Below are 22,604 nucleotides of genomic sequence, written 5' to 3' on the forward strand. Positions count from 1 at the left end.
CTATTTCTCTCTTAGTTGCGATTTCTATGGGTAAGCACTGTGATTATTTTGGTGGGACCTAGTGTTGTTTAAGCTAAAAATTATTTAAAAAGTCATTAGCTTTGCGTCAAATAAACATTTATATCTGCTTATTATTCGATAGTCTTATATCAATAATACTATTTCAAAATTCACGCCACTTTTATTGTTCTCAGCCAGCTTTCTCCTAGAAACAAGTGATACCATATTTAGATCAACTTACGTGCAAAATTAAAGGAAATACGTTGCTATAAGTTACTAACTCAACTATTTTTTATGTAGTAAGCTATTATTATCATTGTATAAATATGCAAAGGCTTTGTTTAGGTTGTTGTTAATTGACATAATGGGAATTAAGGGAATATTATGAAAAAAATTGCCAATATCTTAGTGGTGATGGACGCAGCGAGTGACCACCAATCTGCATTAGTGCAGGCGATTAATATCGCGGAGAAAACATCTGCAAATATCGAGCTTTTCCTCGTGGCATATAATAGTCAATTTGTCAGCCATTGGAATTTTAGTCAAGCGCAACTAGATGTTTTACAAAAAGAATATATAGCTTCGAAATTACGTTGGTTAGAAACGTATTCACTTGAAGTGAAATCACTCGATATAGTTGTTAATACTGATGTTGTATGGCATTCAGACTTAAGTTGTGCTGTTTTAGCTAAGATCGCCAGTATAGGCGCATCGATAGTGATAAAATCGACGAAGCAAGATTCAACACTTAATAGAATATTTTTTACTCCTGCCGATTGGCAACTCCTTGAACACTGCCCCGTCCCTCTGTTACTAACTAAAAATGTTTGTAATTACTCCTACCGCACAATGATGGCTGCTGTTGATCCTGAAAGAACACATGATAAACCTGAAATGTTGGATGCTAATATACTTCAAGCGGAGTTGGTTATGGCTGAGTTATTTGATAGCGAAGTTCACGTTTGTCATTGTTATCAGCCCATGGGTATAGAGTTATGGCAGGGATTAAACGCAGTAGGTATGGATCACAGCATAGCGAGCGGTGATTTTAATGACTATAGCGATGCAATAAAATTTCATCACCAAGTTGTGTTCGATGAACTGCTAAGCCAGTATACTTTTGATGAAAAATCAACTCATCTCGTTGCAGGCTCACCTGAATATGAGCTACCTGAATTGGTTAAAACCCATGAGGTAGACTTATTAGTAATGGGTATGGGTAATAACGGAAAATTTATTGGTAATACTATTGAAAAAATTCTTGATAATGTTGAATGTGATATTTTATCAATCAGGTGTCTAAAGTAATTGATATTGGCATGGATGATTAACGCTAGTGTTTGTGAATGCCTTTATTCTATGATTTTATTGAGTTTTACTCGATAGCTATTTACCGAGGATTATCTAGTAAATTTTGAAGGGGATCGATCGATTACGGTACCTTTTTAAAATAAATGTTTACTTTATCAACAAAGGTCCGTATATTGCCCAACATCAATTAGCTTACCTCATCTAATTGATGTTAATCCCCAGTGATTTTTCGTGTTTTGTCTTTCCCTTTCACAGTCAGCCAACACCTTAAGAAAAAGTTATTAAATTAAAGCTTTTTGCTGCATGAGATCCCGAGTCATTTTCGGTTAGTTCATTGTATTATTATCATTTATGTATATGCAGTTATCGGCTTTTTAATGTTGCGCTCAAAGCAACTAAAGGAGTTACATTATGTCTTATACTTATCAAGGTAAGATTTACGCTATTGAAGCACCAGTAAAGTCTATTTCTATCAATAAATTAAATGTTGTTGTTAAAGACCAAGCAGGTTCAAAATTGTTTAAATTTAGCCAGTTGAATGAGTCTAAAGATTTTCTAGCTATGTTATATCAAGCATAACAAGTAGAAGTCATAATCGTTAGATTTACTATCGATTAACCCAATAAAACCAGAATGACCTTGATAAGGAATTCTGGTTTTTTGCTTTTTATAATGCAGTAAATAATCTTATTACGATAAGTATTACAGTCAGCTAATCAAGTTTATTTACAGTCACTTCTAGGAATTTACTACTACCTGCATACCACTTTTGTCCATTGTTTCTTTTTCGAGTTCGAACTTCAATTTAGTTTCAGGCATGTAAATCATTTTATTTTTGATTATATTGGCCTAATTTATATAAAGTTAACTGAGCAAAGATGTAGAAATCAACGACGGAACTAGTATCAAGCGTAAATATCACCAATTAACTCTACATGAGTCAGGTAAATACGAAATTCTAATTGATGGTAATCAGGTAACATGCTTTGACATAACTTATAAACATCTCGATTAGTTAGGATACTATCCTTTATCAAAGTGTCCTATGCCATTAGATCAGATCAAATTATGTTTTCTTGCAATATAGAGTCCACACTTTTCCTATTTATCTGGAAACAAAAGTCCTTATCAATAAAATCTCTAATTCGATTTTCTACAACAAACTTTCATGCTCTATAATACTGCCTATTCTTTTTAAAGCTTCTAATCGCTGGCCACTAACTTTATGAGCGAAGCTTAATCGTAAACAATTTAAAAATGTTTTGTTCGAAGAAAACAACATACCTGGGGTTATTATTATGCCTAATTTAAGTGCTTTTTTATAAATCGAAGTAGTATGTATGTGCGGTTCTAATTCAATCCAAATAGATAAGCCACCATCAGGAATTGTAAAATAAAAAGGAAAGTGCCAATGCTCATTGACACTGTTAATCAATAAATCTCGTTGTTCTATTAAGGTTTGTCGATATTGTATTAAATGTCGTCGATAAAACCCTTCTGCCATAAAACTAGCCAAACCTTGTTGAATAGTTTTATTAGTCGCCAAAGAGTTCACTAACTTCTGATGGATTATTTGACTATGCTTTTCTCCTCCAACTATCCAACCAATACGTAAATCTCTAGACAGGGATTTAGAAATCGAACTACATAATATTACCTTGCCAGATGTGTCAAAACTTTTTAACGGTTCAGGTGTAAAGTGAAACCCTAAGTCACCATAAATATCATCTTCGATAATCGTAAAGTTATGTGTGTTAGCTAGTCTAATCAAGGACTTCTTTTCTTCTAAAGAAATACAAACACCTGTAGGGGTAGAAAAGTTAGGAGTAACAATACACGCCTTAACTTTCCATTTATCTAAAATATTTTGTAAATCGGCAGATTTAATACCGCTGTCTGATGAAGAAGGTAATTCAATAACTTTCAATTTTAATAATTGTAAAAGCTGTAAACATCCATAAAAAGCAGGACTTTCAATTACAACTATATCTCCAGGTTCACAGCATGTAGACAACGCTAGAAATAAGCTATTTTGGCATCCTGAGGTAATGCATATTTCATCTGGTAATATAAATAAACCTCGAGAGCGGTAATGTTCGCTAATTTGTATTTGTAATTCTTTTACACCTTCAGGGTTATCATAATAGAGGCTGTTTGTTATTGGCTGTTGGCGCATTGCTCTATTTATATGACGATTCAACAATTCAATATGGTTGGTGTTTTGTTGAACTTTAGCCGAAGGATAAATATCAAATGCGGCTCCATTTTCCATTATTTCATGAAAAACATTTGGCACCTTAACTAAACAAGGAGATTTAATTTCAGTTTCTTTGTCTAATATTGGGCTTTTATTCTGCCGCGAAAGTACATAATAGCCTGACTTAGGCTTTGCCTTAATAAGGCCACTTGCTTCTAACTTATGTAAAGCCGTTTGTACCGAAATTTTTGAAATGGCATATTGTTCACTTAATTTTCGAATAGAAGGTAAGCGCTCATTTTCACGCCATACATTACTCATTATCTTTTCTTTTAGTGTTGTTGCTAATTTTTGATAAACAAACTCTTTCATTACTAGCCTTCTAGTACATAAATCTTTGATATGTCTAACGTAAAGAATCAAACTTAATTCTGTACCTATATATTTTTATATTATTGTCTATTTTAATGACAGTGTCAGTAGATATAATTATGACTATTATCTCTATTCGTATTAAAAAAGTTACGACCAACTTATCCCATATAAAAATGAATATTATATTTAATGCTATCGCGAGCAAATCACTATAAAAAAGTAAGTTTTTATAATTGCCGTGAGGCTTAGTATTCAAGAAATTAAATAAAAGTAAATTAAGAAAGTCACGTCCTTGTTAATTACCTTAATACATTATATTGGGATCTTATTTTGCCGTGACCCATCCATCGATTGACATAGGTGAAAATAGTTATGTTGCCAAAGCAACGTTCATTAAATCAAAACTCAGCAAATACCCATAGTGTGTTAGATGCTAATCAAATAGTCTCTTTACAACAAACCATTACTGAGTTATCTCCACTACAACTTGCGTGGGCAAGTGGTTACTTAGCAGCTAAAAGTGAACAAGGTGGTATTCAACTTGCCGCTGTTGTTGCAGCTAAAAAATTAACCATACTTTATGCATCTCAAACAGGTAATGCAAAAGGCGTTGCTCAAAAGTTAGCTGAACATGCAAAAGCGGCTGGTATTACTGTTAACATTAAAAATGTTTCAGAATACAAACCAAAATCATTAAAGTCAGAAACTCATTTACTTATCGTTACAAGTACTAACGGTGAAGGTGAAGCTCCAGACGATGCTATTGAATTCCATGAATTCTTAGGCTCTAAGAAAGCCCCTAAATTACCTTCTTTGCAATACAGCGTATTAGCATTAGGTGATAGTAGTTACGAATTTTATTGCCAAACAGGCAAAGATTTTGACGAGCGCTTAAAAGCATTAGGCGCCACATCTATTGCTCCTCGAGTTGATTGTGATGTTGATTATGAAGACGACACACAAGCGTGGATTACGAGTATTACCGATACACTAAAAGACGGCTTAACTAAATCAGATGATACAGGTGCAGCGCCTGTCGTTAACTTACCAAGTAATGTTGAAGTTGAAAGTCAGTACACTAAGCAAAACCCATATCCAGCTGAACTTTTAGTCAGCCAAAAAATAACCGGTAGAGACTCTGCTAAAGACGTTCGTCACGTTGAAATTGACTTAGGTGAGTCAGGTTTAACTTACCAAGTGGGTGATGCGTTAGGAGTGTGGTTCGTAAATTCAGTTTCGTTAGTTAAAGAATTAATTACAACGTTAAAATTAAGTGCTGACGAAAAAGTAAGTATTAAAGGTTTAAGCTTACCGTTAGGTGAAGCTCTTACTGCTCAATTAGAAATTACGCAAACGCCTCCTGCCTTCATTAACTTTTGGGCTGGTGTTTCAGGTGATAAGAAATTAATAGCACTAGCTAAAGATAAAAATGCAGCACGTGAATATTCTGCAAAGCATCAAATTGTTGATATCGTTAAAGCGGCGTCAGCTGATGTAACAGCACAAGCTTTTGTTGATGCACTTCGTAAAATTACTCCGCGTTTATATTCAATTGCATCGAGCCAAAAAGAAGTTGAAGAAGAAGTTCATTTAACTGTTGGTTTAGTGAGTTACAAACATGAAGGCGCTACACGTTTTGGTGGTGCTTCAGGATTTTTAGCAAACGATGTAGAAGAATGCGCTACGGTTAAAGTATTTGTAGAACATAACGACAACTTCCGTTTACCTGCTGACGGCAATACGCCCATTATTATGGTTGGGCCCGGTACGGGGGTCGCTCCATTTAGAGCATTCATGCAAGAGCGTGAAGCTTCAGAAGCTCAAGGTGACAACTGGATGTTTTTTGGTGATCAAACGCTAACCCAAGACTTTTTATATCAGGTTGAATGGCAAGGTTACCTTAAGTCAGGTCTATTAACTAAAATGGATGTAGCTTTCTCTCGTGACCAAACCGCGAAAATCTATGTTCAAGACCGTATTAAAGAAAACGCTAAAGAAGTGTTTGAATGGTTAGAACGTGGCGCACATTTATATATTTGTGGTGATGCAAATCGTATGGCAAAAGATGTTCACCAAACCTTGGTAGAAATCATTGCTGAGCACGGCCAATTAACCAGAGAACAAGCACAAGACTACTTAAAATCATTACGTAGTCACAAACGATACCAGAAGGATGTTTACTAATGAGTGATTCAAACAACGAAAAAGATCTGATTGTTGAAGGTAAACATGCAGATAACGAGCGTTTAAAGTTAGATAGTAACTATTTACGCGGAACGATTGCTGAAGATTTAACAGACAATCTGACAGGAGGGTTTACGCCAGATAATTACCAGTTAATTCGTACTCATGGTATGTATCAGCAAGATGATCGTGATATTCGTGCAGAGCGTCAGAAACAAAAATTAGAACCATTACACAATGTAATGCTTCGTGCTCGTATGCCTGGGGGTATTATCACGCCAACGCAATGGCTCGCAGTTGATAAATTTTCACAAGATAAAACAAGTTACGGCAGTATTCGCTTAACAACCCGTCAAACGTTTCAGTTTCATGGTGTACTAAAGCCTGATATTAAATTAATGCATCAAACGTTAAATGACTATGGTATTGATGCTATTGCTACTGCAGGTGATGTTAACCGAAATGTTTTATGTACCAGTAACCCTGTTGAATCAGAACTTCACCAAGAAGCATATGAATGGGCGAAAAAAATAAGTGAACATTTATTACCAAAAACTCGCGCGTATGCTGAAATATGGCTAGATGGTGAGAAAATTGAAGGGGGTACGGAAACTGATGACATAGAACCTATTCTGGGTAAGAGTTACTTACCTCGTAAGTTTAAAACAACCGTTGTTATACCTCCGCAGAATGACATTGATGTTCATGCTAACGACTTAAATTTTGTTGCAATAGCCGAAAATGGCAAACTAATTGGTTTCAATGTTTTAGTGGGAGGTGGCTTAGCCATGACTCATGGAGATAAATCAACTTACCCTCGTAAAGCTGACGACTTTGGTTATGTCGCATTAAAAGATACTTTAGTAATTGCTGCTGCAGTTGTTACTACTCAACGTGATTGGGGTAATCGTGTAAACCGAAAAAATGCTAAAACTAAATACACTTTAGATCGGGTAGGCATTGAAACGTTTAAAGCAGAAGTTGAAAAACGTGCCAGTGTAGAATTTGCTGAAAGTCGTCCTTATCAATTTACTTTTCGTGGGGATAGATTTGGTTGGGTTGAAGGTATTGAAGGTAAACATCATCTAACACTATTTATTGAAAATGGTCGTCTAATTGATGGCCCTAATAGTCCTTTGAAGTCTGGTGTCGCAGAAATTGCTAAAGTACACAAAGGTGACTTTAGAATGACAGCCAACCAAAACTTAATTGTTGCTGGCGTTGCTGAATCAGATAAAGACAATATTGAAGCGATAGCACGTCAATATGGCTTAATTAATGACGGAATATCTAAGCAACGTCAAAACTCAATGGCTTGTGTAGCATTTCCTACTTGCCCATTAGCTATGGCTGAAGCTGAACGTTATTTACCTGGTTTAGTTACCAAAGTGGAAGCAATTTTAACACAACATGATGTGTCTGAAGAACATGTTATTTTACGTGTTACGGGTTGTCCAAATGGTTGTGGTCGAGCAATGCTTGCTGAAATTGGCTTAGTAGGTAAAGGTCCTGGTAAATACGATATGTATTTAGGTGGAAACCATAGTGGTACACGCGTTCCTAAGCTTTACAAAGAGAGTGTTGATGAAGCGACTATTTTAACTGAAATTAATCAGTTAGTTGAGCATTGGTCAAAAAAGCGTAACGCAGACGAAGGTTTTGGTGATTTCACTATACGTGCCGGTATTGTTGCTGAAGTAAAGGTAAGTAAGCGAGACTTCCATGCTTAATACAAACGAAGAAGTCACTAATAGTACTTCACCTGCTTAACTTCATAAGCCATTACTGAGGTAAAGAATAGGTTATTAGAAAAGACCCTGTAACAAAATAAGTTACAGGGTCTGTAACTTTTCAAATAATTTTTATGGCGATCAATATTGCCAATCCAAGCATTAAAAATAAATACATCAATGAACTTGTGTCAAAAGTTAGCGTTTCAAGATGATTTCCTAACGGCAGCTTCACGCCCTGAGGCATTCAGTCAACTAGATATTGTTCTCACTCTATAACTATATTTTGCTTTTTTTATCATTGAATATATCTTAAAAACGATCCCATCAACGTCTGCTAAGTCTAATATTTTAAAATTAACTATCTGGTCTAATAGTCACTTTTGCCAAAAACCGACCTAATTCACTGGTCAAAACACCCCTGTTTTATGTTCGCTTTGATACGAAAGCGGACATTAACATCAATAGCTTTTTGAGCTGCTTGCAGTGTTCAGAAGAAGTAGATCTATCTTATATCCCGATAGGCAACTAAGCCACCATAACTTTCATTCGCCATCAAAAAATTAATACTAACTTTGCACACTGGCGACATTAGCTATTGATTGTTAAACACTAAAAACAGATATTGTGGCTATTTATCATGCTTCTAATTAACAGTATTTTTTATTTTAATCTGACATCTTTTCTATCTTGTTAGGAGAGACAGTATAAAGTCCTTTATCATAGGCAATAGAACCAAAAAGGGCATGAGCCAGTGCTTTTTCACCTAATTCAGGATGTGGTTCTGTAGGAGATAACGTTTTAGATATAATATCCCACGACCAGTATGTAGCTTTTTTATTTGGTTGTAGGATAGTTACTTTTTGGTCTTCCACGTAGGCAAAGTTTTCTTGGTATTGCATCAAAGCACGCTCATTTGAATACTCATTACTCAAGTCTCTTCCTAACATTGGTGTAGCATCCTTTATCCCCAATAAAGATAACATGGTAACGGGCAAATCTATTTGACTTACTACTCTATTATCTCTCTTGTTAGGGAAAGAGCTATTTAATATAACGGCAGGAATATGAAATGCACTTAATGGCACTAAATCATGACCAATGGTTCTGCTATCATGATCTGCCACAATTAAAAATATCGTATCTTGCCAAAATGCTTGCTGTTTTGCTTCATTGATAAATTCACCTAAGCTAAAGTCTGCATAGCGTATTGCTTTTTCTCGACCACTTTCACTTTTAATAAATGGGATTTTATTAGCTGGTATTTCAAAAGGGGTATGATTACTCGAAGTAAAAATTAAGCTGAAAAATGGCGCAGATTTTTTATTTAGTGTATTAAGCTCCTTAATTGATTGCGTAAAGAGATCACCATCACTAGCGCCCCAAGAACCGACAAACTCAGGACTATCAATGTCATCAAAATCAACTATGTCGGTAAAACCATTACCTAGAAAAAAACTTTTCATATTATCAAAGTGACTTTCACCACCGTAAATAAACTGTGTTGTGTATCCACTATCCTTCAACGTTTGTGCAATGGTGTAGAAATTGCGTTGAGACTTATCAAGTTTAACTACAGATCTCGATGGCGTAGGCGTAAATCCAGTAATTACAGCCTCAATACCTCTAACTGATCTCGTACCTGTTGCATACATCTGGTTGAATGCCCAGCCTTCGTTAATTAATTTATCCAGATTTGGCGTTAGGGGCCTTCCTCCGAGAGCGCCTACATGTTGAGAACCGAGGCTTTCTTCTAACACGATAACTAGATTTTTGGGCTTACCTTTGAAGTAAGGCACGCGTTTTACAAGTGTAGGGATTTGACTACTTAAAAATTTGTCCTCTGTTATTAAAGTTGACTGTTTAACTAATTCAAAAATATTCTCTTCTGACATTTCCCCATACATTTTAGTCGCATTTTTTTCATTACCAAACTGCTTTAAAGCAAAGGCAACACTGTACATTGAGTTAAGGGTTAATGAATTAATAAGTGGGTCATTTGAGAAGTAAACCAAGGAAGGATTAATCGGTCGATGTCCGACGGTACCTCTAGCTGCAAGAACCGTTAGCATAATTATAACTATCGAAGTAAGTAGTTCAGCATGTGATTTGAGTTCAACTATAGGTAATGTCTTAGCAAATATTACTTTCTGAATTTTTAAGTAAATAATTGTAGATACTAGCATACCTACAAGGGTAAATATCATGGCAAAAAGGTGCCCTTCGAAAAGCATGCCAAATACTTCTTTTGGAAAACTAAGATATTCTATAAACAGCCTATTAGGCCTAGTACTGTATTGGACAATAAATTCCACTGTGGCAAATTCAAAAAAAGCAAACAAGACAAAAATTAATAGAAAGTAAGTTTTTAGGAAAATGAACCAGTATTTATTAACTTTTACGTTGGTCGCCGCTACGCAATGTAATAATAAAGGGATAGCCAATAGATAAGCTAAAGAAGATATATCAATTCTTATACCGTTTATCAAGACAGTCAAGAAGTCTCCAACATTTGTTATTATATCTTGTTGCCACAGCATTAATAGGCAGCGCCAAGCTGCTAAAAAAAACAAAACTGATAAAGTGTAGACAGCAAAAGGCCTGAATAGCTTGATAGCTTTCATATTTAGTTCTCTGGATTAAATTAGGGGATGCGTTAGCGTTTATAAAACGAGGATTTTTAGCCAAATTAGCATTGCAGCAATCAGACTAAGCATTACGGCAAGAGAGCCTAAATCTTTTGCAAGGCCTGAGAGTGGATGATGTTCAAGGCCTACTCTGTCCACAACGGCTTCAATAGCCGTATTAACAACTTCGGCAAATAACACGAATATTAAGGTTAGCCATAAGGATATTTGCTCAGTTAAGCTAATATTAAGAAAAAATGTAATAATAAAAAGCACAACTGACAATACAGTTTCTTGCTTAAATGCGGCTTCATTTTTTATTAACCACTTTAACGCTCTGAGTGAGTGACCTGTTGCCAAATATACCCGCTTTAGCCCTGTTGGTTTACTTTGATAGTTCATAATAAATCTCTATTATTTATTGTTCGAATTAATTGTTTGAATTGATAATTGATAAAGCAGTGAATTTTTGAACTAACGCGGCTATGGTGCAAATCAATAGCCATGCTAACCCCATTGTAATTAACGTGTGGCTGATAAAGTGATCGCCAATTATCATTTTGTAGCTCCCCATTAATCCTCCTAAAGAGGTAGCAAAAACCATGGCAATTTTTTTATTTTTTGTTGTAGTAAAAATAAAAAACAAAGACAGCAAAGCAAAGCCGCCACTGGCATGCCCGGCGGGAAAACATTTTTGGATTTTTGATGGCGTTTTATTTGGAGGATATGAAGCTAAAACTTTGACGTAGGGTATTTCTCCTCCATAATTGTCTAGCGCAACGGGGCAAGCAGAATTTGTTGTTGCTTTTAACAATCCAACAACCGAAGGCACGATAATTAGAGATAATAAAACAATAACAAGACCATTTTTATATCGGGAAATTAGATCCCGTTTACGAAAAAACAGTAATGAAATAATGATGCCTAGAGCAAAAAATGTCAGAGCAGTTTTTGGTGCATCATAGAAGAACAACTTTAATACGGGTTCTTGTTTTGACCATAACCACGCTTCTTGAGCATTATTGTAAAAGTAATTTTGTATCGCAATATCTATATTAGTGAGTTCAAATAAACCAAAAACTAATAGCAAATAAATGATACTGATCGATATGTGCTTAGGTAAATTAATGTGATACATCATTACTCGGCCTCAGTGCTATGGTTAGTAGACTCACTCACTAGCAGTGTTTCTTTTTTAGGAAATAAAAGAGGATAAGGTGAACGACTATTTGTTAGGGATATATCAAAAAGGTCGATTAATGAGTAAGACAGCGAATCATGATTTAACGCTTGCTGACTATAATTATTACTCTCATCTCTATTTACATTTGAACCAGTACCAAACCAAGCAACCATAGGGACATGGGTTTGGTTTTTTGGAGCAATAAAATACGGTAACCCATGTAGATAAATCCCATTTTCACCTAGAGATTCGCCATGGTCACTGACATACAACATCGTTGTGTCGTAAGTAGCGTTATGTTTTTCTAAAAATTTTATTGTTTGGTTAAGAAAAAAATCGGTATAAACGATAGCGTTATCATAAGAATTTATAATTTCTTGTTGGCTACATTGTGATAATTCATTGGTTTGACAAGCAGGGTTGAATATTTCAAATTGTTTTGGGTAACGCTTGTAATAGGCGGGTCCGTGGTTACCCATTTGGTGTAATACAATAACAGTGTCCCCCGTATTTTCTGTAAGATAAGTATCTAAACCGACAAGCATACCAATGTCACGGCATTCGGTATCACATACGGTATTAGTCTCACTTGATTTGAAACTTTGATAATTGACTCTATCAGCCACGCCTTTTGAACTAGAGTTATTGTCGCGCCACAAAACGTTTACATTAGCCTTTGCCAAAATATCTAAAGCATTTTCTGTGTTTTTTGCTTCACTGACATCAAAGTTATTTTTACCATTAAAAGAAAACATACAAGGTACTGAAATCGCGGTTGAAGTTCCGCATGACGAGTAATTACTATAATTGATGATATCATCACGCTTACTGAGCAAGGGGGTTGTTGCACGTTGATATTGGTTTAATTGAAAGTTGCTTGCCCTGACCGTTTCACCTACAACAACAATCACTAGTTTGCCTTTAATTCTATTTGTGGGCTTTTTGGTAAAGTCATAAGTTGCTAGTTCGGATAAATCTTCACTTTTGAAGTGTGAATTTATAAAGTAACCAAATGAGTACACAGGGTAAATTGGATTAAGATAATACCGAAGTGGTTTATGTTCCCTGAAAAATGTAGTGAAATGACTGCTAAAGATTGCCAGCATTAAGAAAATACAAACCACTGAAAAGAGTAATAGTTTAGACTTTTGAATAATAGTGGTTTTTAAAGGTTGCTGCGGCAACTCGATAAAGTATAAAAATAGTGAAGGTAATATGAAGCATAGAAATATTCTAATAAACATAGTCACAGAAAATAAATCGAACGCTTCATCTGTGTTTGTTTCAAATAGGCTTTGGATCATGACATCATCGATAATAACGCCAAAACTATCAACAAAATAACCACTACTTGCTGAAACCAAAAGTAAAAAAGAAAGTGCTATTTTGGTTGGCATAATCAGAGAAAATAGCGTGGCTAAAATAGCAATAACAAAAATAGCGACTATAGATAATGCGACTAAAAAGCCTAAATTATCATCTACAGGATACACAAAACTTACTTGTTCTAGAAAACTAGCATTCCCTAGACAGAGAATAAACAATGTTATAAAAAGCACTAAAGAGTGAAATTTAAGTTTGATTGTTGGCTGGGTTTTCATTTAATTTTAATACCACTATTACTAAAGCTGGTATCGATTTTATAATCCCTTAAGTCGCCAAAATGTATGTGACATTTATGTGACATTTATTTCACTATAATATGTCTGAAATTATGAAAAACACGACTCATTGATGAAGAGATGTTTATTGCGAATTGATTTACTTAGGTGTCATATGAAATTACTATTAATTGAGGATCATATTGAGATATCGAAAGTTATATTCGAATATTTTGAAATTAAGGGCTACGATCTTGATTACGCTAGTAATGGTGAAATGGGATTAGAATTAGCCAACAATAATCAATATGATTTTATTATTTTAGATATTATGCTTCCAGGAATAGATGGCTTAGCTGTTTGTAAAAAGCTAAGAACTCAGGGTATTGATACACCTATACTGATGCTTACAGCAAGAGATGAAAAAGAAGACATATTGAATGGATTTAATAGTGGCGCGGATGACTATTTAATTAAGCCATTTGATCTGCATATACTAGAAGCTAGAGTGAAAGCTATCCATCATCGTAATTTAGGAACGCAGGGTTGTAGAACATTAACTTTTGAAGCCTTGAGCTTAGATATTAAAACCCATACGGCAACTCGCGGTGAGTGTACTTTTCAGCTTAATAATGCGCAATTTATTTTGTTAAAACTCTTAATGCTTAAAGCACCTGATGTTGTCACGCGAGATGAAGTGATTAGAGAGATTTGGGGAAATGATTCGCCAGATGAAGATTTATTAAGAAATCATGTTTATAGACTAAGAGCATTAATCGATAAGCCATTTAAAAATACTTATATAAAAACCTTGCCTAAAGTTGGGTATCAACTTAAGAGTGATTCAAATTGAAAAAATTATACCCTGCAAAATATATCACTGCCCTTTATTTTTCATTAATCGCGATTGCACTTGTTACCATTCATTTTTCAGTTTATGAATTTACTACCAGTGATTTAGAGCACCTTTACACGACCAATAGACTAGAAAAAATTGAAAGTTATACCAGTGACTATCTGTCAGATAAATCTATTCAAGGAGTGACAAGTCTTGATTTGCAACCTCAAGGAAGCTCAATTCTTCATGAACACATTGTTTTATACTTTGCTTCTGAAATGCTACCTTTGGGTTTCCCAAAATTTGAAGAAATTCCATTTAATGAAGTGATAGAAATAAGATCTGCAAGCGACCATCAAGCATATTTTGTCAGTAAAAGTAAGCTGGATACATTAGATGGAAAAGTTGATGTTTACTTTTTGGTTGGTAATAGTTTGTTTGAGTTAAGTGAAACACAGCTATTCTCCTTACATACTAAACAAATCATTATCTCAATTTCGTTGTTAATTCTAACATTGTTTGCTGTATTTAAAATATCAACAAAATTAACTAACCCGATCTCACATTTAGTTAAAACCCTTTCACTTAGTTCTCCTGATGATTTGTCGCCAATTTCAATTACGGAAGAAGTATCAACAATCGAATTAGCCAAGCTTATTAACACTTTTAATGAGTATCAAGAACGAATAAAGGCGTCGATGGAAAGAGAGCGATCTTTTAATCGTTATGCTAGCCATGAACTCCGATCTCCGCTTATGGTGATGACAGGCGCAATTAATATACTTGAAGCTAGTTCCGATATAAAGGTGGTCTCTAGACAAAGAGAGCGATTAAAAAAAGCAACGAAAGAAATGACCGAGTTTGTAGAAACATTACTTAGTTTATCTAAATCTACTATTGAGTCAGCCGTTCGTTTAATTGATAAAGACGAAATAACTAATATTATATTAAGTCATGAGCACCTAATCTCTAATAAGAAAATAAGCTGGAAAGTTAATTTTCAAGGCACCATAACTATTCTCATGCCCGAATTTTCCTTTCATATATTGCTTGGAAATATTATTAAGAACGCTTTTGCTTACACCCAGTATGGGGAAATTGTCATTAACGTAATGCCTACTTATATTGAGGTTATAGATACAGGCAAGGGAATTGATGGCGAAAGCATAAGAGAATCAGTAGATGGTTACGGTTTGGGTTTATTATTAGTTAAAGATATTTGTCATCGATATGGCTGGACGTTTACTCTAAATAACAATTTAAAAAATGGATGTACTGCCAAAGTTGAATTTTCATAAATAAACATTACTTTGAAAAGAGTAGATACTGAGCGATAAAAACCAAATAAATACTAATAACATGTGGGATGTTATTAGTATTATCCGAGTAAAACAACGAAAATATTAATATATGATTGAGACTATTACATAACAGTAAATTGTCCCATCATTCCCATATCTTCATGCTCAAGCATATGACAGTGATACATATAAGGTGAGTTTCTATCGGCGACTTGATTGAATTTCACCAACACTCTTACGGGGCGTTTACCACTGACAATCACCGTATCTTTCCAACCCTTTTCCCAAGCCGGTATATTAGCCCCATCACGGTCAATCACTAAAAATGAACAACCGTGTACATGGAATGTATGTCTTGCGCCTTTTCCGTGAATATACCAAACTTCAGTAGTTCCAAGAGTTACAGCTTCGTTAATAACGGCCATTTTCATCTTTTTACCATTGATTGTCATATCACCACCTAACACAAATTCCCTTGAAATAGCCTGACCTTGATTTAATGTTGATGGAATACTAGCCAGAACGTGAGGTAAATTTGCCGTTGAATTATCAATGCCACTTAAATCAGCCGTTATTTTAAGAATAGATCGCTTGCCCGCGCGTAAATTAACGCTTTGACTTGCCGTTAATTCTACCATTATTTCATAGCGCTCGCCGGGCCCGATAGGCAAGCTAGTTGTTTGTACAGGTGCTTCTAATAATCCACCATCACTGGCAATTACATAAAAAGCTTGGTTATTACTTAATGATAAACTATCGTCACGCTCATAAAACCTTGCATTAGAGCCATTCAATATACGGAATCTTACCCAACCTGTAGGAGTGGAGACTGTAGGTTCAATTTTACCGTTTACAAGAATATTCTCTCCTAAATAGCCCCTTTTTCCGTAATTCTTTGCTGAATCATATTGAACTGTACCATCAGCATTAAACGTTTTATCTTGGATGATAACAGGAAAATCGTTTACACCGTAATCTCGAGGCAAATTAGGCAATGTGTTTATTTCATTTTGATCTTGGATAATGATTAATCCAGCCAAGCCGTTAATAACTTGTTCACCTGTTTTTCCGTGGGGATGAGGGTGATACCAATGCGTGCCTGCTGGTTGGTCTATTTCCAATACATTTGTTCTTGATTGGCCAGGAAGTATCCTTGATTGAGGGCCACCATCATTAGAGCCTGAAACATGTAACCCATGTTGATGGGCAGTTGTAGCAACATCCAACTCATTAATAAAGTTTACCGATGAAGTCATTGTATTTTCCATTAATAGGGTCGGCCCTAACAACCCGAGAGCTTCAGTAGCTGTATTATAACTGTACGTATTAGTAACTGTGTTGGCCAAAATGCTTGTTTGGCTCTTTCTTACCCAAAGATCTGTTGTGGTATTTCGAGTATCGATCAACGGAGGTATAACTAATGGATTATTTGTACCAGAGGTGCTTGAGCTAGGAGGTGTTGCCCCAATTGAACTACCGCCTTTATTTTTTCCGCCACCACAACCTAAAATGACTAAAGATGCAGTACCCAATGAAATGTTTTTAACAAATTGTCTTCTACTAATCATTATGAATCCTAATTTTAAATAAGCTCGAATTAAGATGATACATGTGTCAGTGTAATGAAAAGGTGTGTCACATTTTTGAGACATATTAAAGTGTAATCTAAAGGTCTTTAAAATAGGTAATGGGAATGGTAGTAGTAATGGAATATAAAATGGTCCTTTTAGCAATATGCACCACACTGATTATGGGCAGCTCAATAGCAAAGGAAGCTGAGGTTAATAGCCAAGAGAAGACAAAGTATTCAAAGCACTGGCTCTTAGATGAAGGTGATCGCACAAAAAGGATAAACAAGCTGGAAACTTACCTTAGAGGATTTGATCAGCCTATGTTGGAAGTGGGGCAAAGGTATGAGAGCCTTTATCAAGCATTACAAGATGAAAATTATGATTTTGCTATATATCAATGGAATAAAATTAAAAAAACGATTGAAAATGGTCTTATGAAAAGACCTGCTAGGAGAGAAAATGCAGAAATATTTTTACTTAATCAAACATGGAAAGAAGTGTTTGATGATATTAGCAGTAAAGATAAGAACACTGCATGGGAGGGGTTTGATAAAGCAACCGTAGCTTGTTTATCGTGTCATGTCGCTGAGGATGTTAGTTTTGTGAATAATCAGCCACTATTTAGACTGCAACGTAGTAATAAAAAATAACTTGTCGTAAAAATATCATAATTCAACGTTAAACTCGTTAAAATCCAACCTTGGTAGACATGTTCAAACTTGATTTTTTTAACATTAATGATTTATTTATAGGAAAGGTGTATGAATAAAGTTGCTGAAGTTTTTTGGCAGTTTTTAATTTTGGGCTGTGTAAGTTTTGGAGGACCTGCTGCACATATAGGGTACTTTCAGACCACCTTCGTACAAAAACTTAAATGGCTAGATGAATCATCTTACGCAAGATTAATCTCTTTGAGTCAATTTTTACCTGGCCCTGGCTCTAGTCAAATAGGTTTTGCTATTGGACTACGTCGTGCTGGAATTTTTGGAGGGATAGCTGCATTTATCGGATTTACGCTACCATCTTTTCTTTTGATGTATTTTATTGCAATCGCAAGCACAGACTTAAGCTCAAACAGTCTGATTTCAGGCATTATACACGGATTAAAGTTACTCGCTGTAGTGGTGGTAGCTGATGCAACATACAACATGTTCCAAGCATTTTGTAAAGAAAAACTATCCATTTCTATTGCTGTATTCACTGCTATTTTTTTATTATGTATTCCTAGCTTAAGTATTCAGATTTTCGCTTTGATAACAGCCGCAATAGTGGGAGCTTTTTATGGAACCCCCATCATAACGGTAAGCAACAGTAAAAATCGCCTTAAATTACTCCCGTTAATACTCTTTATTTCTTTTCTAGTCATCCTTCCTTTTGTTACTGTGATGCCTGCGCCTTTGAATATTTTTGCCGACTTCTACCAAGCAGGAAGTCTTGTTTTTGGCGGAGGACACGTTGTATTACCCTTATTACAGCAAACTATTGGAGATGCAATTTCTACAGACCGTTTTCTACTTGGGTATGCAACAGCACAAGCTGTCCCTGGCCCTATGTTTACATTGGCTGCATTTCTAGGCGCTGAATTATCACAACCCCACCAAATTCTTGCTGCATTGATGGCTACGGTTGGTATATTTTTACCGGGTCTTTTATTAGTCCTTAGTTTGCAAGGAGTATGGGAGACACTTGCTTCAAGACCCAAAGTTGCAGGTGCTACTTTGGGGATAAATGCAGCCGTTGTTGGTTTATTATTTTCAGCATTATTTGACCCTATATTTATCAGCGCAGTATCTACGCCAATAGATATGGCTTTGGTTGTGCTAGGTTTATTTGCAATGAAAATAATAAGAATGCCTATCTTACTAATGGTTATTAGCTTCGGAATATGCGGTGTTATGGTTCAATTTTATAATGGATGAGAATGTTTAGTTTTATAATTTCGGAAAAGTTATCTAAACATCAGACCTAATACAAAAGTCAACTACGCGATAATTATTAGTTCTATAATTCTAATCTGTAATGACTATATTGAACTTAAACCAGTCCCACAAGCGAGTATAAAGTTTTGGCAATTAATGCTCTAATTAGGATCATAGTTTCACAACAGCTAATGTCAGCTTTTGGCTATCAGTTGACCTAAAGAATAGCCGACAACTAAAGTCATTAATATTCATAAAGTGACCATATTTAATGGCAAACCTAATATTATTTAGTGGTCACTGTAAATGTGATTGGGTGGCAAAGTTGGATGATAATGACTGACACTTCTGATGCAATTGGGTGGCACAACTGATGTAATTGACCACATTGATCAAGAAAAAGCTAAACGGGTATGCTTTTGTTCTTTGTGAAGCTATATAATTAGCGATCTTAGGTGGCATAGGTTAATTTAGTTTTATAAATTTAAGGCCATCTAACTGTCGAAATGTAAATAAGTAATGTACAATTTACGCGATAATTGCTTTGAAAAACACCGTAACTTTATCCAATGACATATTCAAAAACAAATCCTAATCAACTGAAGTATTTATCTTCATATACACTAGAGATACAAAATAATATCAGGACCATGGTTGAGCAGGATACATTAGGAAGTTTTCTACTTAAAAAGCATCCTAAAACTCACGATATTAATAATGATAAAATGCTTCGTGAATATGTTATGAATTTAAAAAATACACATTTACGAAAGTCTTCTCCTTTGAGTAAGGTTATTTATGATAAAAAAATTCATGTTGTAAACAATGCGCTAGGGCTACATACCTTTATATCGAGAGTTCAAGGGAGTAAATTAAAAAGTAAAAATGAAATACGGATTAGTGAGATATTCAAAACTGCTCCCGAAGCATTTCTAGAGATGATAGTCGTTCATGAATTAGCCCATATCCGTATAAAACCTCACGATAAGGCATTTTATCAATTGTGCCAATATATGTTACCTGACTACCATCAACTAGAATTTGAAATGCGTGTATATCTAACTCAACTAGAACTAAAAGGTGATATATACTAACCAAAATTCCATTTTAGGTTTAGTTTGTAGTGGTCATTAGGTGTGGCAGCGTTGAATGTAAATGGATGGTCAAGGTAAATGTAATTTGATGGTTAATACTACCTACTGTCGCCGTACATAAGTTGACAACATTTAGCCAAAAATCGATTGTTAGGAATAGTTATGTTCTTTTTCTTTAAGGTGAGCTAATTCATGAACAACTATCATGGTTAAGAAGGCTTCAGGGGCTTTTTTAAAAATAGGTATGAAGGCCTAGCGAATTGTTAATAATATGAATTCTATCATCATACTTAATCTGGCTTAAGGGTGAAGCCTTCTTCAAGTATTGACTTTTTAGTGACATAACATAAGCACGAAGCGCTTTATCATTACTGACGTCATGGATAGTTGGATTTTTTTCAGTAAGTATTGCGCTAAATTATTTTGCTCAATCATTTGCTGAACTTGCATTTGCATTTGCATTTCTGCAGAATAAGCAGTTAAATACTTTAATTTGGGTGATTGAATTTCTGTATTTCTAAATTTTGATGACATATTGTGTGTTAGTTAGCAATGTTAGCGTTATATGAACGTATTAGTGAAAGTGATATTTAGCCTTGGTGCAGAGTTTATTTAGCACAGACTTAATCATTGTGCACCTGAGTTGCACTAACCAATCGTTATTATACTTTTTCTTCATCGATAATGTAGCGAACGAAGTGAGTAAATTAGATATTTGATATATTCATTCACTGCTATCTGTAAAGTTCTTAATAATTTGATATTATAAGCGGCATAACACTTCAGGCTATTTGTGCAAAAATAGCCTGATTATTACAAACGCTAAACCCAAAGTTAAATTGAGAAAATAATGAACCCGATTATTCAAATTTTAAAAGACCAAAATATCAGTGATGATAAAATTAATGAAATGTTTCAGGCCCTTACTGATAACCCAATGATGGCAATGGCATTCATTACGCAACTGGGCATCCCACCAGAGAAATTACAAGCTATTATGAGCTTAGTAATGGCTGATCCAGGTCTTATCGAGCAAGCGGTTAACGAATTAGGTTTAGACTATTCTAAAGTAGAGGAAGCTAAGGCGAAATTAAAAGCGGGTGATGCTTAATGAGCACTCTAGCAATAAATGTTGCCTTAGCTGATTTTATCAAACAGTTGAATGTAAATGCTGAGCAAGTTAGCTTTGAACAAGTGATGCAAGTTATTAGTGAAAACTATAATTACCTTCCTGCAACATTCAGTAATGGTGATTTACTTAATGAAGCAGGAACGAACGAAGGCTCATGTAAAATATTTTATTTTGCTAAACTCAATAAGTTAACTGAACAACAAACCTTGGCTTGTTTTGGCCGTTTTTATCGTGAAGATGTGGTGAATAACCCCGAAGGAACAGACCACGGTAATATTCGTAACTTTATGCTACATGGCTGGAATAAAGTAGAGTTCAACTCGGTTGCCTTGACGCCACTTACCTAACTTCTCCTGTTCCAATGGTTGACTAAGGTATTTAGATAAAGTGTATTGTTCATGCACTTTATTTGTTGCTTTCTTAATCTTTACATAGCGTATTTCCTACCTCGCTTAAACCTACAAAACCTAACGTAAGGTGATTACTTTGCAATATATCCATGTTGATGACCCGCAATCATTAGTGTTTAGTCAGACCGATATGCCTGAAATAGCGGCGGATGAGTGTTTAATTAAAGTCCACGCTATTGGTGTTAATCGTGCTGATCTATTGCAACGAGCAGGAAAGTATCCGGCCCCTGCTGGCGAGTCACCAATCCTAGGTCTGGAAGTCTCAGGTGAAATTATTCAATGTGGTGAGGCCATTGCTAATAATCATCAGGGGAAAGCATGGCAGGTCGGGGATAAAGTTTTCGGGTTAGTTGCTGGTGGCGGATATGCGCAATATGTCAAAGTAAAAGCGGGGCAACTAATTTCCTTACCTGACCACTTTACCTTTGAGCAAGGAGCCGCTTGTGCAGAAGTCTTTTTAACGGCTTACCAGAGTTTATTCAGTATTGCGAGCGTAGCAGTTAAAAATAAGGTGCTGATACATGCTGGTGCGAGTGGCGTGGGCAGCGCAGCGATACAACTGGCTAAAGCGAGACATTGCCATGTTACGGTCACTGTGGGTAGTGAAGCTAAAGCTAAAGCTTGTTTAGCGCTAGGCGCTGATTGTACTATAAACTATCAAAATACTGACTTTGTGGAATGGTCGAAAGAAAATGATTCAATAGGCTATGATGTAATTGTTGATGTGGTTAGTGGTGAGTATTTAGCTAAAAACATTAACGTTGCAGCACTTGATGGACACATAGTGACTTTATCAATGTTAGGTGGTCGGTATTGCTCACAAGTTGATATTGCTAAGCTGTTGGCCAAAAGGTTAACGGTATCCGCTTCAACCTTGCGTAATCGTAGTGAAGACTACAAAGCTCAACTCGTTGCCAGTTTTACTCGAGATTTTTATGCAGATTTAGTTAATGGTAAAATTAAACCGGTCATTGATTCGACTTATCCATGGCAACAAGTCGAGCAAGCCCATGAGAAAATGGCGCAAAATAATAATATTGGCAAATTAATTTTACTGGTAAATTGACTTTTAATGACAGGCATAAAATGAAGAGCCAGCTACCATTAACTCGCCCCTATTCTTATGACATT

The 22,604-nt window shown here is 35.4% G+C and carries 20 protein-coding genes; 12 read left to right on the forward strand and 8 right to left on the reverse strand.

The window, feature by feature from the left end; translation table 11 throughout:
- The first annotated feature begins 384 nt into the window (after positions 1 to 384).
- Both ND2E_RS01150 and ND2E_RS23225 read left to right on the forward strand, forming a co-directional pair.
- Complete coding sequence (locus ND2E_RS01150) at positions 385 to 1,308, forward strand: universal stress protein (protein WP_033095850.1); 924 nt, start codon at positions 385 to 387, stop codon at positions 1,306 to 1,308.
- A gap of 414 nt (positions 1,309 to 1,722) precedes the next feature.
- Complete coding sequence (locus ND2E_RS23225; protein WP_011044058.1) at positions 1,723 to 1,890, forward strand: hypothetical protein; 168 nt, start codon at positions 1,723 to 1,725, stop codon at positions 1,888 to 1,890.
- A gap of 574 nt (positions 1,891 to 2,464) precedes the next feature.
- Here the strand turns inward: ND2E_RS23225 and ND2E_RS01145 are convergent.
- Entirely contained in the window at positions 2,465 to 3,880 is a 1,416-nt protein-coding gene (locus ND2E_RS01145) for an aminotransferase-like domain-containing protein (RefSeq protein WP_033095851.1), read from the reverse strand.
- A 375-nt stretch (positions 3,881 to 4,255) separates the two neighbouring features.
- On the opposite strand from ND2E_RS01145, the gene ND2E_RS01140 reads away from it, so the two are divergent.
- The gene (locus ND2E_RS01140) at positions 4,256 to 6,067 is read left to right on the forward strand and encodes an assimilatory sulfite reductase (NADPH) flavoprotein subunit (protein WP_033095852.1); all 1,812 of its coding nucleotides are present in this window, start codon (positions 4,256 to 4,258) and stop codon (positions 6,065 to 6,067) included.
- The gene (cysI, locus tag ND2E_RS01135) at positions 6,067 to 7,797 is read left to right on the forward strand and encodes an assimilatory sulfite reductase (NADPH) hemoprotein subunit (RefSeq protein ID WP_033095853.1); all 1,731 of its coding nucleotides are present in this window, start codon (positions 6,067 to 6,069) and stop codon (positions 7,795 to 7,797) included. Before ND2E_RS01140 ends, cysI begins: the two co-directional genes overlap by 1 nt.
- Positions 7,798 to 8,465: 668 nt before the next feature.
- Here the strand turns inward: cysI and ND2E_RS01130 are convergent.
- The 4 genes from ND2E_RS01130 to ND2E_RS01115 are packed head-to-tail and all read right to left on the reverse strand — an operon-like array spanning position 8,466 to position 13,208.
- Entirely contained in the window at positions 8,466 to 10,421 is a 1,956-nt protein-coding gene (locus tag ND2E_RS01130) for an LTA synthase family protein (RefSeq protein ID WP_033095854.1), read from the reverse strand.
- A 39-nt stretch (positions 10,422 to 10,460) separates the two neighbouring features.
- On the reverse strand, positions 10,461 to 10,826 hold the full coding sequence (locus ND2E_RS01125) for a diacylglycerol kinase (RefSeq protein ID WP_033095855.1): 366 nt from the start codon (positions 10,824 to 10,826) through the stop codon (positions 10,461 to 10,463).
- A 28-nt stretch (positions 10,827 to 10,854) separates the two neighbouring features.
- Entirely contained in the window at positions 10,855 to 11,514 is a 660-nt protein-coding gene (locus tag ND2E_RS01120) for a phosphatase PAP2 family protein (RefSeq protein WP_223303714.1), read from the reverse strand.
- Between the two features lie 50 nt (positions 11,515 to 11,564).
- Entirely contained in the window at positions 11,565 to 13,208 is a 1,644-nt protein-coding gene (locus tag ND2E_RS01115; RefSeq protein WP_052057037.1) for a phosphoethanolamine transferase, read from the reverse strand.
- 175 nt (positions 13,209 to 13,383) lie between these two features.
- On the opposite strand from ND2E_RS01115, the gene ND2E_RS01110 reads away from it, so the two are divergent.
- Together ND2E_RS01110 and ND2E_RS01105 are read left to right on the forward strand one after the other, a co-directional pair.
- Entirely contained in the window at positions 13,384 to 14,061 is a 678-nt protein-coding gene (locus ND2E_RS01110; RefSeq protein WP_033095856.1) for a response regulator transcription factor, read from the forward strand.
- A complete protein-coding gene (locus tag ND2E_RS01105) occupies positions 14,058 to 15,344 on the forward strand; it encodes a sensor histidine kinase (RefSeq protein WP_033095857.1) in 1,287 nt (428 codons plus the stop codon). The genes ND2E_RS01110 and ND2E_RS01105 overlap by 4 nt, the downstream gene beginning before the upstream one ends.
- Before the next feature lie 125 nt (positions 15,345 to 15,469).
- On the opposite strand, the gene ND2E_RS0122070 is transcribed toward ND2E_RS01105, so the two are convergent.
- Positions 15,470 to 16,915, reverse strand: coding sequence for a multicopper oxidase family protein (locus ND2E_RS0122070; protein WP_052057039.1), 1,446 nt, complete (start codon positions 16,913 to 16,915; stop codon positions 15,470 to 15,472).
- A 137-nt stretch (positions 16,916 to 17,052) separates the two neighbouring features.
- On the opposite strand from ND2E_RS0122070, the gene ND2E_RS0122075 reads away from it, so the two are divergent.
- The 3 genes from ND2E_RS0122075 (at position 17,053) to ND2E_RS01095 (ending at position 19,931) form a co-directional block, all read left to right on the forward strand.
- Entirely contained in the window at positions 17,053 to 17,568 is a 516-nt protein-coding gene (locus ND2E_RS0122075; protein WP_150113811.1) for a hypothetical protein, read from the forward strand.
- 111 nt (positions 17,569 to 17,679) lie between these two features.
- On the forward strand, positions 17,680 to 18,837 hold the full coding sequence (gene chrA, locus ND2E_RS01100; protein ID WP_033095858.1) for a chromate efflux transporter: 1,158 nt from the start codon (positions 17,680 to 17,682) through the stop codon (positions 18,835 to 18,837).
- A gap of 569 nt (positions 18,838 to 19,406) precedes the next feature.
- The gene (locus tag ND2E_RS01095; protein WP_033095859.1) at positions 19,407 to 19,931 is read left to right on the forward strand and encodes a YgjP-like metallopeptidase domain-containing protein; all 525 of its coding nucleotides are present in this window, start codon (positions 19,407 to 19,409) and stop codon (positions 19,929 to 19,931) included.
- Between the two features lie 150 nt (positions 19,932 to 20,081).
- On the opposite strand, the gene ND2E_RS23440 is transcribed toward ND2E_RS01095, so the two are convergent.
- A complete protein-coding gene (locus tag ND2E_RS23440; RefSeq protein ID WP_317628143.1) occupies positions 20,082 to 20,177 on the reverse strand; it encodes a YgjP-like metallopeptidase domain-containing protein in 96 nt (31 codons plus the stop codon).
- Positions 20,178 to 20,264: 87 nt separating this feature from the next.
- Positions 20,265 to 20,465, reverse strand: coding sequence for a hypothetical protein (locus ND2E_RS23445; protein ID WP_223303715.1), 201 nt, complete (start codon positions 20,463 to 20,465; stop codon positions 20,265 to 20,267).
- 316 nt (positions 20,466 to 20,781) lie between these two features.
- Here ND2E_RS23445 and ND2E_RS01090 point away from each other — a divergent pair, with 316 nt between their 5' ends.
- The 3 genes from ND2E_RS01090 to ND2E_RS01080 all read left to right on the forward strand — a co-directional run bounded on the left by ND2E_RS01090 (position 20,782) and on the right by ND2E_RS01080 (position 22,539).
- Entirely contained in the window at positions 20,782 to 21,042 is a 261-nt protein-coding gene (locus ND2E_RS01090) for a DUF2999 family protein (protein ID WP_033095860.1), read from the forward strand.
- Positions 21,042 to 21,410 (forward strand): HopJ type III effector protein, encoded by a 369-nt coding sequence (locus ND2E_RS01085; RefSeq protein ID WP_033095861.1) that lies wholly within the window; start codon positions 21,042 to 21,044, stop codon positions 21,408 to 21,410. Before ND2E_RS01090 ends, ND2E_RS01085 begins: the two co-directional genes overlap by 1 nt.
- A gap of 139 nt (positions 21,411 to 21,549) precedes the next feature.
- On the forward strand, positions 21,550 to 22,539 hold the full coding sequence (locus tag ND2E_RS01080) for an NAD(P)H-quinone oxidoreductase (protein WP_033095862.1): 990 nt from the start codon (positions 21,550 to 21,552) through the stop codon (positions 22,537 to 22,539).
- The last annotated feature ends 65 nt before the right edge of the window (positions 22,540 to 22,604 follow it).

This window comes from Colwellia psychrerythraea, from assembly GCF_000764225.1.
GTDB lineage: Bacteria > Pseudomonadota > Gammaproteobacteria > Enterobacterales > Alteromonadaceae > Colwellia > Colwellia psychrerythraea_D.

Coding starts and splice junctions, on each gene's coding strand:
- ND2E_RS01150 (WP_033095850.1), top strand. CDS start 385: ATGAAAAAAATTGCCAATATCTTAGTGGTGATGGACGCAGCGAGTGAC.
- ND2E_RS23225 (WP_011044058.1), top strand. CDS start 1,723: ATGTCTTATACTTATCAAGGTAAGATTTACGCTATTGAAGCACCAGTA.
- ND2E_RS01145 (WP_033095851.1), bottom strand. CDS start 3,880: ATGAAAGAGTTTGTTTATCAAAAATTAGCAACAACACTAAAAGAAAAG.
- ND2E_RS01140 (WP_033095852.1), top strand. CDS start 4,256: ATGTTGCCAAAGCAACGTTCATTAAATCAAAACTCAGCAAATACCCAT.
- cysI (WP_033095853.1), top strand. CDS start 6,067: ATGAGTGATTCAAACAACGAAAAAGATCTGATTGTTGAAGGTAAACAT.
- ND2E_RS01130 (WP_033095854.1), bottom strand. CDS start 10,421: ATGAAAGCTATCAAGCTATTCAGGCCTTTTGCTGTCTACACTTTATCA.
- ND2E_RS01125 (WP_033095855.1), bottom strand. CDS start 10,826: ATGAACTATCAAAGTAAACCAACAGGGCTAAAGCGGGTATATTTGGCA.
- ND2E_RS01115 (WP_052057037.1), bottom strand. CDS start 13,208: ATGAAAACCCAGCCAACAATCAAACTTAAATTTCACTCTTTAGTGCTT.
- ND2E_RS01110 (WP_033095856.1), top strand. CDS start 13,384: ATGAAATTACTATTAATTGAGGATCATATTGAGATATCGAAAGTTATA.
- ND2E_RS0122070 (WP_052057039.1), bottom strand. CDS start 16,915: ATGATTAGTAGAAGACAATTTGTTAAAAACATTTCATTGGGTACTGCA.
- ND2E_RS0122075 (WP_150113811.1), top strand. CDS start 17,053: ATGGAATATAAAATGGTCCTTTTAGCAATATGCACCACACTGATTATG.
- chrA (WP_033095858.1), top strand. CDS start 17,680: ATGAATAAAGTTGCTGAAGTTTTTTGGCAGTTTTTAATTTTGGGCTGT.
- ND2E_RS01095 (WP_033095859.1), top strand. CDS start 19,407: ATGACATATTCAAAAACAAATCCTAATCAACTGAAGTATTTATCTTCA.
- ND2E_RS23445 (WP_223303715.1), bottom strand. CDS start 20,465: ATGTCATCAAAATTTAGAAATACAGAAATTCAATCACCCAAATTAAAG.
- ND2E_RS01090 (WP_033095860.1), top strand. CDS start 20,782: ATGAACCCGATTATTCAAATTTTAAAAGACCAAAATATCAGTGATGAT.
- ND2E_RS01085 (WP_033095861.1), top strand. CDS start 21,042: ATGAGCACTCTAGCAATAAATGTTGCCTTAGCTGATTTTATCAAACAG.